Here is a 13,608-nt window from a genome sequence, read left to right as displayed (position 1 = left end):
AGCCGGGTCAGCGAAGCGCCGCGAGATCGAACTCGAAGCCCGCCACGGGCACCTCGAGGTCGTGTTCCACCAGCACCTTCGGGTGGACTTCGCCGATGACACCCACGTCCTCGCCGCCGATGACGACGCTCGCCGTCCGACCGGGGATGTAGGTCGGGTGCTCGGTGGGCGGCGTCTCGAGGGAGACGTCGAACCGCCGACAGAGCGCCTGCAGACGCGCCTTGGCGTCCTCGTAGCCGGCGTCGTGGCTCGCGAGGACGGCCCCGACGCGACGTCGTTCGCCGACGCCCGTATTCTCGGCGTCGTCGAGGGCGGCGGTGAAGCCGATCTCGGCGAGGTCCTGCGGGTATGCGCGGTGGGTGTTGCGCTCGAGCACCATCAGCAAGGAGGGCGTCACCCACGTCCGGAGCATGGTGTAGTCCTCGCTGTAGGGCCCTTTGATCGTCGGGGGGTCGCCAGCACCGAAGACGTCGTCGTCGGGCGCGATCCCGAGCCGATCGAAGTTCTCCGCCTCGCTGATCATGTGGAAGTTCAGCAGGTCCTCGAAGCCCAGCCCCACGAGTTGCTCGCGGACGGACCGCTCGAGCCGGGAGCGCTCGTGGCGGCCGCCGACGGTGCCGACGTCGGGGTACTTCGGCTCGAGTTCGTTGAAGCCGTAGGCCCGCCCGAGGTCGTCGATGACGTCCAGCGGGTGGAGGACGTCGACGCGGTAGGGTGGGATCGTGACGTCGTAGACGAGATTCTCCTCCTCGTCTTCGCGCTTTTCGGCCTCGAGACCCGAGCGTTCGGCGAGGTCGATCACCTCGTCGGGTGCGAGCCCGATGCCGAGGATGGCCTCGATGCGGTCGTGGGCGACCGTCTTTTGTTTCGTCGAGAAGTCAGGACGGACGATCTCGTCGTTCGAATATTCGATCCGAACCTGTTCGATCGTCGCCCCCCGGGCCGCGAGCGCGTAGCAGACGATGGTCAGCATCTTGTCGATCGTCCACTGGTCGGTGCCGGTCATCTCGACGAATAGCTCCCGGGAGCCCGTCGTGACTTCCGTACGCTTGCCGTTGATCACCGGCGGGAACGAGAACAGCCCGAGGTCGTCGTAGATCGCCGGGTAGCGCTCGTACTCCTCGACGAGGTCGGCGTACGTGCGACCGGTGGGGTGTTCCTCGAGCACCTCCGCCGGCGTGACCTCCCGGTCGAAGTCCAGCGGGACGAACGTCTCGCCGTCGGGTTCGACGCCGACGTACTCGATCGTTGGGGTCCCCTCCGTCGCGGCGGTCCCTTTGAGCATTGCCAGATCGTGAATCCCGATCGCCCCCTTCGCGCGCTTGCGTCCCATCGTCGCGTGCAGCTTCTCCTGGAGCTGGATGAGCGAGTCGAGACTCTCTTCGTCCAGATTTACGTCGCGGATCACCGCGCCCGTCACGTAGGGCCGTTCCTCGGGAACGGAGTCGTCGACGCGAATCGTCCAGTCGGGGTCGTTCGTCGAGGGGACGTGCACCCCGCGAGAATCGCCGTAGTGGTAGCGCAGCGAGCGGGCGACACCCTCGACGGAGAGCCGATCGAGCCGGTCGGGCGCGAACTCGAGTTCGAACGTGCCGTCTTCGGTCAGGCCTTCGAACTCGAGGCCGAGGCCGAACAGGTCCTCTTTGAGTTCATCGTCGTCTTTCGCCTCCGCACCGGTCAGTTCGCGCAGTTCGTCGGGGTCGATGTCGACCGTGGGCATCAGTAGGTCACCTCCGTATTCCGCAGCAGTTCGAGGTCACACAGCGTCCCGTGGATGTCCCGGATATCCTCGAAGCCGTACATGAGCATCAGCAGACGCTCGAGGGCCAGTCCCCAGGCCATCACGTCACACTCGACGCCCAGCGGCTCTAACATCTCCTCGCGGAAGATGCCCGAGTTGCCGATTTCGACCAGTTCTCCCGTCGTCGGGTGGGTACCGAACAGTTCGAACGACGGTTCGGTGTAGGGGTTGTAGTGGGGCTTGAACTCGATGTCCGTGATCCCGAACTGGGCGTAGAACTCCTCGAAGGTTCCCATCAGGTCCCGCACCGAGAGATCTTCAGCCATCACCCAGCCCTCGATCTGGAAGAACTCGAGCAGGTGAGTCGGATCGAGCGTGTCGTTCCGGTAAACCTTTTCTACGCTGAAATACCGCGCTGGCGGTTCGATCTCGCCGATCTCGTGGCCGGCGAGGTAGCGTGCCGACAGCGACGTCGTGTGTCCGCGCAACGCCAGCGCCCGCGCGAAGTCCTCGTCCCACGGCGAGCGATAGCCCTCGCCGTCTGCGCCGACGCCCTCGCGATGGGCGCGTTCGACGTCTTCGACGAGCTGGTCCGGCAGGTCGTCGATGTGGGTCGGCGACTCGAGGGCGAACCGGTCCCAGTGGGTGCGCGCGGGGTGGTCCTGTGGCATGAACAGGCAGTCGTTGATCCAGAAGTCCGCGTCGACGTGCGGGCCTTCCATCTCCTGAAAGCCCATGCCGACGAGAACGTCTTTCACCCGCTCGGCGGTCTGGCGCAGGATGTGGACGTTACCACCCTCGAAGCGCTCGGCGTCGGCCTCGACGTTGTACTCGGCGAACTCGACGTCCTGCCAGTCGCCACTGGTGATGAGTTCGGGTGTGACCTGCCCGACCGTCTCGGCGGTCTCGAGGCCGGCCATCAACTCGGTGACGCCGCGTTCGGTCAGCGTCACCTCGCGGACGGTCGACTCCCGGCGTTCTGCGAGGCCGCGGCGCTCGAGTTGCTCGAGCGTCTCCGAACCGACGTCGACGCTGTCGATCGGCGCGTCCTCCGCCGCTGGAAGGGCCTCGAGTGCGTTCGCCTCGGCGTCAGCGCCGGGATCGGCGTCGGGGTCGGCCGTAATTTCACCGCTGTCGATCGCGCCGTATCCCTTCCGGGCGTAGTTCGACAGCGCGATGTCGACCTGTGGCCCCTCGAGTCCGGACTGGCCGATGACCTGTCCCATCTGGGCCGCTTGTTCGTCAGCACCGGCCTCGAGGGCGGTCTGGTACAGTTGGACCTCGGGCAATTGCGTGTCGGCGTATCCGGCACCTTCGTCGGTGAGCGTGATCGTTTCGTCGACGCGTTCGGAAACGGCGAGCAGTCCCTCCTCCTCGAGTTCGAAGGCGGCCCCGGTGACGGTCTCCGGGGGGAGGTCGGTCGCCGCGGCGAGGGCGTCGACGGACGTCGCCTCGTCGGCGCTCGCGGCCTCGAGCACCGCGACCTGTGATTCTGGTAGTTGCATTCGCTTGTGTTGAAGGCTGATGGGCTGTCAGTTAGCGGTTCCGACTCGCTCCCGACTCGAACCGCCACGGGCGGCCGAATGCGGGAGCCGACCTGTCGATCCAGACGGTTTCACCCCCTCGAGCGCTCGAGGGGGGTCCACCGATCCGGCTACCGATCGAAAACAAAACCGAATCCCGGGCGAACGTGTCGTACTCGAACGTCGACGCCGTCTACCTCCCTCTCGTGGGATTCGGTCGTCATCGGTCGAACGTACGTGGGCCGGGCCAAAAATATTGCGATGGGGTCCCACGGGTCACGGTCGCCTGCAATAGTGGCGCTCGGTCAGCGCCGTTACCGACGCCGCGAGGACTCGAGTTCGATCCCCGTCTCCTCGAGTAGCTCTTCGACTTCTGCGCGTTTCTCCTGGTGCTCGGCGAGGAACTCGCGCATAAGTTCGGCGGCCTGTTCCTTGCAGCCGCCACAGAGGCGTTCACCCCCGACGCACTCGTCGTAGACGCGCTTTGCGAACTCGTCGTCGTCGCCCGCGAGCAGGTAGGCGTACAGTTCGTAGACCGGACACTCGTCGGCCTTGCCGCCGAGTTCGCGCTGTTCCTCGGCCGTCTCGCGCCCGCCCGTGGTCGCCGACTTCACCTTCTCGTAGCCCTCCTCGGGGTCGTCGAGCAGCGAGATGTGACTGGCGGCGATCGACGAGGACATCTTGCCGCCAGTCAGGCCGGTCATGAACCGGTGGTAGATCGACGACGGCGGGCGGAAGCCGTAGCCGCCGTTTGCGACCTCGACCTCGAGGGCCAGCTCCTCGGCTTCGGCGCGCTCTACGTCGAAGGCGTCGACGTGGCCCTCGTAGACGCGCTTTTCGCCCTCGATGGCGTCGATCAGCGCCTCGAAGGCCTCGTCGGTGGCCCGGCGGTCGAAGAAGCGAACGCGGGGACGAAGCGGCTCCATGCCGGCCTCCTCGAGTTTCGTCAGCACGGAATCGAGCGTGGCCGCGTCGGTCTCCAGTTCGGACAGCGGCGTCTCCGCGAGCGTCTCGGCGAGGTGGACACAGCGGAGGTCGTCGTCGTCGAACTCGGCGGGGTCGAGCCGGTCGTACCACTCGGCGACGAGGGCGCGCTCGTCAGCGTCGAGTTCGAAGCTCGCGTAGGCCTCGCTCACCTTGAAGTAGCGCATCCGTTCGGCGAGGTCGCGGGCGAGCCGGACGTGGGGGTCCTGGTCGGGGCCGACGGGGATCACGGTCGGGATCGGTTCCTCGAGTTGCGGGTAGCAGATGTCGGCCATCTGGGTGACGACCGACTGCATGTGCGAGACGCTCGTCTCGCCGTCGAAGCCGTAGATGGCCTGGAACTCCGAGAAGTTCGCCTCCGCGCCGAGGTCGAACGCCAGATCCTGCAGTTCGCGGTTTTCCGACTGGCGGTAGAGGGTCCCTTTCTCGGGATCGAATCCGAGTGCGAGCAGCGAGAGCAGATAACTCCGGGCGTGCTCGTCGATTTCCTCCCAGCTCATTCCGCGAGCGGCGTTGGCCTCGAGGTCGGCGATCAGGGCGAACGCCTCGGCACCCTGTTGCTGGTGCCAGATGATCTCGTCGAAGACCAGTTTGTGGCCGATGTGGGGGTCGCCGGTTGGCATGAACCCGGAGAGGACGGCCGCCGGTTCGCCCTTTGCGAGGGCCTCGGCGACCGGGCGATAGTCACGGTGGCCGAAGATGACCCCGCGGCGCATCAGGTAGTGGGGGTTCGGCACCTCCTCGAGTATCTCGTCGAACTCCTCGATGCCGAACTCCTCGAAGAGCTTGCGGTAGTCGGAGACGGTCGACGAGCCCCAGGGGTCGAGCGCGACGTCATCAGCGCCTGCTTCCGTCCCGCCGTCGGTACGCGGTTCCCCTGACGCGGACTCCTCGAGTGGGTCGTCTCCGGTCATTACCTCGAGTGTGGCTCGACGGCGCGAAAAGGCTTCGGCTTCGATCGCTCGTAGGGGCTCACCGGCGGGACCTCAGCGGAGTTCTCGTTCGGGTTCGCGAGTCGTGTCGCCCAGTTCGTCGGTCTCGAGAAGTCGCTCGAGGCGCCGGGCGAACTCGTCGTCGCTCAGGTCGCCCGTCGCGTAGCGGCGCCGAATCGTCTCGACCGGCGTCTCCGCCTCCCCGGGCGGTTCCCACCGTCGTTGTCCGTTCGCGGCGCGGTGAGCGGCGTCGCGTCGGGGGCGGCGTTGGCCTGACGAACGACGCCGAGGGTCAGCGTTCCGGCGACGGCCAGCGTCGCGAGGCCGACGAAGAGAAACGCCAGCCCCGCCAGCCCGCCCCCGCCCAACACCATCAGGAGTCCCAGCACCGCCGCCGGAACGCCCACCAGAGAGGCGACGATGGCGACGGCCGTCCGACCGGCGGGACTCGAGGGCGCGAACCGGTGGATCAGGTCGTACATCGTTCGTATCGTATCAATCAGCTACGAAAAACGTTGGGAACCGACCGAGTGCTCTCTCGTCGCGGGCTCGAGACCGCTCAGTCCCGACCGTACCGGGTCAGACACCTCGAGAGGCCGGCCAGTCACTCGTTTTGGCCAAGCGGATGAAGGGATAATTAGGAATTCTCGAATCCGGAACGCTTGTAGTCGGCTTGGATCCACTTGGCAATTTGCTGGCTGTAGGCATCGTAAACCGAGAGGTCGTTCTATAGTAGCCACTGAAAGTCAGTGCGCACCCGATCGCACGACGGCTGTGCGATCGGTGTGCAAACAGTTTCAGTTGTTACTATAGAGCAGTTCGCACACCTCGCTGTAGCCTATCTTTGAACAGCGAGAGAAGTCCACCGTTCACGGCGTCCTCAGAAATCGAAGATTTTTGAGCACAGAAAGTCATCGAAGAACTGTCTGATGCGTTCCAGTCGTGGTTCGACCTGCGACAGAAATACCCAGAGGCAAACCCCCCGGCTTCTTCTCACGGGCGCTATGCGCCCGTTCGAATGGTCCGTGAGACCGACGGTCTCACGCTAAAGGGTCAAACCTCACAGAGAGTTGGTCTGACTTCATCCTCTGTGAGTATCTGACCCGTCCAGACGTTGACCTCTCAGAATTTACCCGAGTACAGAACGTTTGTGCCGTCTGGAACAGCGACGAGTGGGAACTGCGCTTCGTCTGCAAAGTCGAATTTGAACCCAGCGATTCAGCAGGCGATGAAGTGGGGCGTTTAAACAATGCCGAATAGAACTCAACTTTTGATCGTAAGCCAAATATGAACGCATCCGTACATGGCGAGTATACCGGCTAAAATCCCCCGAATTGTTCTCCCCTCTGTCCACGAGAGCGTAAATTCAAGAATGCCGTATGAGAACATAAATAACCCGATCATCAAGTTCCAATAAAAACGGTTCATAACAATATGTGACGGAGGTTGCCGTTTATTCAATTATATCAATACTATCGAGTTGGTGCATCATCAATGTCGTCTTCGTGGATTGGCATATAGGCACCGGTCCCAGGAGCATATCGGTTACATGGGTTGGCGCTAGCATGTTGGCCGGGTGCCCAACTTGCATAGTTCCAAAGCCATTCCTGTTCAATGGTCATCTCTTGCACCCCACCCCCCTGACAGCCGTCGTATACGCCTGAACACTGGGCTAGTTGATCAGCGGTCAGTCCAACAGATATCGCACAGGCAACGATTAGGGATGGCTTTATTGCTGATCCAAGGCATCCAAGTGTTGAACCGGTAGCTGCTAAGGCGAGTCTTGCAATACATGCGGTATCCCAATCGCCTGAGGTGGTTTCACATACATTAACCGTGCAGTATCCGGTTGATGCAGTTGACAATTCAGGAATATCAGTGGATTCAGCATCCTGATCAGTGATTTCAGCTTCGATTCCGCTTTCGGAGATGGTATATGCTGTAGATCGTTCAAAATTTGTGGAAGGACCTTCATTGGTCTTTACATCCGAGAAAGTTTCAAGCTGCCCAGCATCATATTCCAAATGATGGAGTGCAGCCCCCTCATCCACGTTAATGGTACTGTTACCGAGCCAAACTAAAAACATTTCTTCATCTGCTAAGTCCTCTTCATGCTTGAAGGGCACAGCGGTTGAATCGGATGTTCCTTCTTGGCCATCGATTTCAAGCGATGTACGGTAAACAACAGTCTCACCCCACATTGGTTCCCAACCGTCGTCAGCAACTTTGTCTACAAGCTCTTTCACATCACCATCGTTTTTAATGATAGTGAGTGTCCTTTTATGTTCTATTCCCCTTAATTCTCTCCACGTTTTATCTCCCGACTTCCTTCCAGGAGATTCAGCACTCACACTGCCGATGCCCGTTCCTGTTGCGATGCTTGCAGTAATCGATTGCAAGATAGTTCTTCTATCCATGATTGTTTCAAAACTCTATCTATCTATATATATATGTATATATATATCTTTTGGATATTACTATTGGATTTTATGTCCCATGATGTTTGATGTGGGAATTGACTCAATAAGTCGTTGTGGCTGGTCGACTTTATTTAGGGAAAAATCGCACGATAGAGACGGCTTATCGGTAGTTCCTGATCGAGACCTACTGGCTACCGTCCACGGCGATGTCGTACTCACGGCCGATGGAAGCGACATCGAACTCAAGACAGAACTCGAATTTTCGACCGATGCAGCGCATCTCCTCGACGAGAAAACAACTGATGACGATAAACAAGCGTCGCTCACCCACCCGATTGACGTGGCTATAGTACCCGAAGTCGTGGGTGCCGACGTGCTGGGCGAGGTCGGCACACGCCTGGATCACGTTCTCAAACATTCGCTCGACAGCGCGTTGTTCGGTCGTATTCGTGCGCAGGTCCTGGCAAGAGAGTGTCGCCTGTTTTTCTTTCAGTTCGCGGTGGTACTGTTCGATCTGCTCGAGTTTCACCGCGACGACTCCTTCGTCAGCCACGCAAGCCACGCTCCGCGATTCGATCGATAACGTCGCGCTGGTGTCGACGGATGTCGGATCGACGCTCGGAAAATTCAGTTTCGATCTCAGATTTGAACTGCCGAAACGCCTGTTCGTCACCGCAAACGAAGGAGCCATCGACGGCGTCGGCGGCGACCTCGAGCGGAAGTTCTTCGATATCTGAAGTATCGACGAACGGTTCCCCCTCGCGTTGGAGGTCCCCGGAGAGGAAACACCGCTTTCGAAATCGCTCTCGAGGTGACAACTTCTTCGCGAATTTGACGGCAACGTCGAAATCGGACGATCGGGTGGGATCGCCCGAGACCTGCGAACCGAACGCCACGGCAAACTCGACGTCCGGATCACGACTGAGCGAATCCTCGAGCGTGGCGAGCGCGGTTGCACGCTCGTCGCTCGTATCAATACGTGAATCGATACCGCATCGTCACAAAAGAATTCCGCCGCCCGGGTGAACTGGTGTCGCTGACGACCCACGATACCCGTTCGACCGCTACGCAATCCGGAATCGATCACTCCCGCCCGTGACGGGTCAGACATTTCGAGAGGCCGATCAACTCCACGGGTTCCGAATTATCGGGCGAGTAGACGACCATCTGGCCTTTCTCCATGTACGGCACCTTGGACTCGAGGTTGCTGGGGATGTTAACGCTCTTGATGGCGTCCTCGTCGCCTAAGTTGAGGACGACGGTGGTGTTGATCTGCTTGAAGACGGCGTCGTCGATGTCCTGTGGGTCCTGGGTGATAAGGAACAGGCCCAGCCGTTCTTTCCGCCCCTGTTTTGCGGCCTCGGTGAACTTGGTGATGACCTTGCGTGCCTGGACGCTGTCGGCGTCGGTGAGGAAGTTGTGGGCCTCGTCCATCCCCAGAATGAGGGGCGTCTCCTTGATCCGGTCGTAGGTCGGATCGTTCGAGAGTTTCTCGTCGATCAGCAGGGAAGAGAGCGCGAGCACGACGGCCTCCGTGGCTCGCGAATCGTTGACGTGGTAGGTCGGGACGACCGAGAGCCCACCGGGGCGGACGAACTGGTGGATCAGGTCGGTGATCGGGCGGGCGTCCTGATCGAAGACGGAATCGAAGCCGAAGACGCGCCGGCGGACGGCGTCGTAGGTCGCCTCGTGGACCCGCCCGGACTCGTCGAGTTCCTCCCGGAGCGCCGGGTCGTCGAGGAAGGATTTGAACGCCGAGTAAGTGCCGCCGTCGCCGTACTGCTCGAAGAAGCGGTCGATGAGGTAGGTGAGTGCGCCGTACTGATTGTCGTTGAGCGAGCCGCCGGAGACGAGCCACGGCCGGGTTCGGCACATCGCGAACGGAATCGTGAACTCGACTTGCTCGGCGCGGTGGTGGCTCGCGGCGTAGGTCGCGTCCCCGACTTTCGGGATAAATGCGGTCGTGTTCTCGACGCCGCCGTAGGCGATGTCCTCGCGCTCGAGTCGGCGGGCGAAGTCGCCGTCGAGGTCGGGGTTGTCGTCGTGCATCTGGGCGTACTCGTCTTGCGGGTCGAACTGGACGACCGCGGGCTGGACGTCCCGGCCGTCTTCCATCGGGTAGGTCAGGTCCGAATCGAGGTACTGCCGGAGGACGTTCTTCGCGGCGTGGGTCTTGCCCGAACCCGTGCCGCCGGCGACCAGCGTATGCCGGAAGACCAGGGGATCGCCCGCGTCGTAGTCGTCTTTGAGTCGGTAGTCGATCGTCGGTGGGCTCGCCGCAGTTCTGACCTTCTCGCCACCGACCGAGAGGTGACCGAGGAAGACGCCATCCTCGGGCATCTTGAGGCCGGTCTTGATCTGTTCTGTGTCGTCGGCGGTTCGAATAACCGTCTGGGGTTTGGGGACCCGGTCGGTCATCCGCCGTTTGAGTTCGCCATCGTCGTCGTACAGGATCGCGACGGGCTCGAGCGTCGCGAGAAACCGGTAGTCGGCTTCCTCGATGCCATCGGAGCGCATCGCCCGACGGGCGTGGATCTCGGTCGCGTCGTCGGCGTGGTAGAGCTGGGCGTACTCGAGTCCCGAGATGCGACAGAACAGCGTCTCGCCGTTCGCGTGCCTCCCGGCACGCTCCTGACTGGCGGCGGTAGCCGCCCCGTCGGGATAGGGTGCGAGCAGATAACTCCCGATGCGGATCGAGGACCGGTTGCCGCGGGTGACGTAAGCCTGAAGGGTCGTGTCGTCTTCGTCCTCGGCGACGCGCAGGCCACGGGAGACACAGAGTGCGCCGATGCCGACGTCCTCGCCGGCGCGTTCGACGTCGGGACGGTCGAACCGGTCTGCGTCTGCAGCCGACGCCGCGTCGGTGGGATCGGTACTGGTAGCCCCATCGCTGGTTCCGTGATCCGAATCGACCGACCCGTCGCCCGAGGAGCCGCTGTTTGCGTCGAAGTCGGTGAAATCGCCCAGATCGCTCATACACTGCAATCAGAGCGGCCCCACAAACACGTTTCCCTCCGGTGGAGTGTCTGTCTCTCTGGATCGTACCGTCGCCACCGTCGACGACTGCCAATCCAGTAACCGAGCGGCCGCAATCGGTGCCTCTCGAGGGTGACGACGGCCGAACCGTTGTTGACCGTCGCGTAGCAAGGTGTCGTATGCTCCGCCGTTCGGTTCTTACCTCGACAGCCGGGGTCGCCGTCGCTGCACTGGCAGGGTGTGCCCTGCCTCGAGACGAACTCGCCGCTCTCGAGGTGTGAGTCACGTGCCGAGCGTCGTGACACCGACTGACGACGCTCACTTCGATGTTCGTCCACCGTCCGATCGGATTCGATCGACGTTCAGTGGCTCTCGTACTCGATCAGCCCAGCCTCGCGGTCGTACTCGAGCAGGTCGACGTCGGCGAGGGCGGGCAGGTGTGAGTGATGGAGGTCGATCTTCGCGCGTTCGGAGTCGGGCGGTGCCGCCGGCTCGTGGGTCGCGAGCCGCTTGGCGAGTTCCTCGAGCGTGTGCGGGCCGGTTCGCTGCTCGAGTTCCTCGAGCAGTCGGAGGCGAACCGGATCGAGGACCTGTGAGACGAGGTCCTCGACGTCGTGATCGTTCTCGAGCAAGACGGTGAGCGCCGACGGGCAGACCGGTGGTTCCGCGACGAGTTCAGCGCCATCCTCGGTGTTCCAGTCGATCAGGTCGGCGTCGGCCAGTCGGGGCAGGTGGTTGTGGACGAGTTCGATCCGTATCTCGTGGCGGCGCTTGCCGTCTCCCGGGTCGTCGTCTTCGCGGTCGAGCAGCGCCGTCGTGAGTTCGGTGAGGGACTGTCGGCCGTCGCTTTCCTCGAGCACCTCGAGCAGTCGGATGCGGTGTGGATGTCGAAGGACGTCGTACCGCTCTGCCGGAACGCCGGTCAGTGAACTCAGCTCGCTGGAACCGCCGAGGTGCGCGTCCGAACTCATATACCCGGAATCACCGGCGCTACCGGGTTAAGCACATTTCCAAAACAGTTTGGTCTGGAATCCTGATACGGTTTTTCGGACGAGCGCGAATCCACCCTGTCTCGGCCGAAATGTCGATATCAGACGCTAGAGGCGATATGGGGGCGAAAGTGACAATCTCTGGGGAACGAAAGTCGTTCGAAGTAATCGAACTGATTACACGTCGTGTTCTTCGGAGATCTGCGGGACGCCCTGGACGGTAATCGTCTCGCCGACGACGTACGACGAGGCTGGACTGGCGAGGAACTGGGTCACGTCGGCGATTTCCTCGACGGTACCGATGCGTCGGGAGACCTCCTCACGGTCGATGTTGTCGGCGGAGACGCCCATCTGACTCTCGACGCCGGGTGTGGCGACGAAGCCGGGGGCGATGCAGTTGACGCGAACGTCGTCGTCGGCCCACTCGTGGGAGAGCGTCGTCGTGAAGTTGATGACGCCGGCTTTCGAGGCACCGTAGGGGCTCATCAGCGGCGACCCGCGCTGGCCGGCGACGCTCGCGAAGTTGATCACTGCGCCACCGCCGTCTTTGAGGGAGTCGGCGGCCGCGTGGGTGCAGTTGTAGGTGCCGTTCAAGTTGATGTCGACGATGGTCTTCCAGCCGTTCTCGGAGATGTCGTCGAAGTCGGCCATGAACGACGCGCCGGCGTTGTTCACGAGGACGTCGATGCCCCCGAACTCCTCGACGGTCCGCTCGACCATCGCGTCGACGGCCTCGCGGTCGGTGACGTCACACTCGAGTGCGAGTGCCTCGCCCTCGGCGTCGGAGTCGGTGATCGCCTCGGCGACGGGGTCGACGTTCTCCTGTTCGCGCGAACTGACGACGACGTCGACGCCGTCGTCGGCGAACTGTTCGGCGATCGCTTTCCCGATCCCGCTCGAGGAGCCAGTGACGATGGCGACGTCGCCGTCGACGCTGAACTGATCCGTACTCACGCGAGATCACCTGCAACTGGTGTTCGAAGCTGGCGTTTCGTTACCATTGTTTCCTCACAGTGGATGTCTAGCAGCAACTGTTAATAAATGTGTGTGGCTACGGGTGACCAGCGACGCTGGTCAGGACGGTTCGGAATCGATCCGGAGTGGGCTCACCCGATAATCCGGATTCGCCCCTGCCGGAGCCGGACCACCTAACTGATCGACTCACGACGTGATACACAATGACGAACTCACCGGATACGACCGACTCGAGGTTACCTCGAGACACCACAGGAACCGGCAGTATCGGCTGGACGAACGGCTCGAGCGCGAGTGTCGACCGACGGGGTGGACGAGTCCCGATCACCGACGGCGGCATCGATACCGGCTGGGAGGCCGTCTTCTGGGACATCGGCGGCGTCGTCCTCGAACTCGAATCGGTCCAGTCGGCCCACGCCGCGTTCGTCGCGGACCTCGTCGACGACCACGACCTCGAGTACTCCGTCGAGGAGGCCGTCGACGTCTGGCGGACTGCCGTGGGGAACCACTTCCGCGAGCGCGACGGGACGACGTTCCGGCCCGCACGGGAGGCCTACCAGATCGGAGTCGAGGAACTGGTCGGCGACTCGGTGTTGACCGAGGAGTGGCGACCTACCTTCGACGAACACGTCGAATCTGCCATCGAGCCGATCCCGGGTGCCGTCGAAACCATCGAGACGCTCGCGGAGCGACCGATCCACGTCGGCGTGTGCAGCGACGTCGACGACGCTGCGGGCAAGCAGATGCTCGAGCGCTTCGGCGTTCGCGAGGTGTTCGACTCGATCACTACCTCCGAGGAGGTCGGTCGCACCAAACCCGATCCGGCGATGTTCGAGACGGCCCTCGAGAAGGCCGACGCCGATCCCGCGCGCTCGCTCATGATCGGCGATCGGTACGACCACGACGTGAAAGGAGCCGCCGACGTCGGAATGCACGGCGTCGCCTTCGGGGCCGAGGAGGGCCCCGCGGTCTCCTACCGGATCGATTCGCCGGAGGAGGTCCTCGAGATCGTCGAAGAGAAGCGCCCGACCGAGTGACGGAGCGGGGGTCGGGGTTCCGATATCCAAA

10 protein-coding genes and 2 pseudogenes are annotated in these 13,608 nt (G+C 62.3%); 2 read left to right on the top strand and 10 right to left on the bottom strand.

The annotated features are described in order from the left end of the window. Positions 1–7: 7 nt before the first annotated feature. The 4 genes from pheT to B1756_RS19820 form a co-directional block, all read right to left on the bottom strand. Positions 8–1,720 carry a phenylalanine--tRNA ligase subunit beta gene (gene pheT, locus B1756_RS06330; RefSeq protein WP_086887783.1) on the bottom strand — a complete coding sequence of 571 codons (1,713 nt, stop codon included), beginning with the start codon at positions 1,718–1,720 and terminating at the stop codon, positions 8–10. Continuing rightward, positions 1,720–3,246, bottom strand: a complete 1,527-nt coding sequence (gene pheS, locus B1756_RS06325; protein WP_086887782.1) for a phenylalanine--tRNA ligase subunit alpha — start codon at positions 3,244–3,246, stop codon at positions 1,720–1,722. The genes pheT and pheS overlap by 1 nt, the downstream gene beginning before the upstream one ends. 332 nt (positions 3,247–3,578) lie before the next feature. Further along, positions 3,579–5,162, bottom strand: a complete 1,584-nt coding sequence (locus tag B1756_RS06320; protein WP_086887781.1) for a tryptophan--tRNA ligase — start codon at positions 5,160–5,162, stop codon at positions 3,579–3,581. A 164-nt stretch (positions 5,163–5,326) separates the two neighbouring features. Next, on the bottom strand, positions 5,327–5,662 hold the full coding sequence (locus tag B1756_RS19820) for an SHOCT domain-containing protein (RefSeq protein ID WP_228434501.1): 336 nt from the start codon (positions 5,660–5,662) through the stop codon (positions 5,327–5,329). A 431-nt stretch (positions 5,663–6,093) separates the two neighbouring features. Between B1756_RS19820 and B1756_RS19815 the strand changes: the two are divergent. Next, a pseudogene (locus B1756_RS19815) lies at positions 6,094–6,428 on the top strand (RNA-guided endonuclease TnpB family protein); the annotation flags it as partial. A gap of 224 nt (positions 6,429–6,652) precedes the next feature. On the opposite strand, the gene B1756_RS19175 reads toward B1756_RS19815, so the two are convergent. From B1756_RS19175 to B1756_RS06285, 6 genes and pseudogenes are all read right to left on the bottom strand, one after another. Beyond that, on the bottom strand, positions 6,653–7,597 hold the full coding sequence (locus tag B1756_RS19175; protein WP_152031264.1) for a hypothetical protein: 945 nt from the start codon (positions 7,595–7,597) through the stop codon (positions 6,653–6,655). Positions 7,598–7,784: 187 nt separating this feature from the next. Next, entirely contained in the window at positions 7,785–8,291 is a 507-nt protein-coding gene (locus tag B1756_RS19810) for a HepT-like ribonuclease domain-containing protein (RefSeq protein WP_228434499.1), read from the bottom strand. 58 nt (positions 8,292–8,349) lie between these two features. After that, a pseudogene (locus tag B1756_RS19805) lies at positions 8,350–8,577 on the bottom strand (nucleotidyltransferase domain-containing protein); the annotation flags it as partial. Positions 8,578–8,683: 106 nt separating this feature from the next. After that, on the bottom strand, positions 8,684–10,576 hold the full coding sequence (locus B1756_RS06295; protein WP_086887779.1) for an ATP-binding protein: 1,893 nt from the start codon (positions 10,574–10,576) through the stop codon (positions 8,684–8,686). Positions 10,577–10,938: 362 nt separating this feature from the next. Continuing rightward, positions 10,939–11,547: a DUF7344 domain-containing protein gene (locus B1756_RS06290; RefSeq protein ID WP_086887778.1), complete on the bottom strand. Its 609-nt coding sequence runs from the start codon at positions 11,545–11,547 to the stop codon at positions 10,939–10,941. A gap of 195 nt (positions 11,548–11,742) precedes the next feature. Further along, positions 11,743–12,519, bottom strand: coding sequence for an SDR family NAD(P)-dependent oxidoreductase (locus B1756_RS06285; protein ID WP_086887777.1), 777 nt, complete (start codon positions 12,517–12,519; stop codon positions 11,743–11,745). A 224-nt stretch (positions 12,520–12,743) separates the two neighbouring features. Here B1756_RS06285 and B1756_RS06280 point away from each other — a divergent pair, with 224 nt between their 5' ends. Further along, positions 12,744–13,577, top strand: a complete 834-nt coding sequence (locus tag B1756_RS06280) for an HAD family hydrolase (RefSeq protein ID WP_086887776.1) — start codon at positions 12,744–12,746, stop codon at positions 13,575–13,577. The last annotated feature ends 31 nt before the right edge of the window (positions 13,578–13,608 follow it).

Source organism: Natrarchaeobaculum aegyptiacum (genome assembly GCF_002156705.1).
Taxonomy (GTDB): domain Archaea; phylum Halobacteriota; class Halobacteria; order Halobacteriales; family Natrialbaceae; genus Natrarchaeobaculum; species Natrarchaeobaculum aegyptiacum.
Note: the sequence above shows the minus strand (reverse complement) of the source record. Positions and strands in the feature narration are given on the sequence as shown.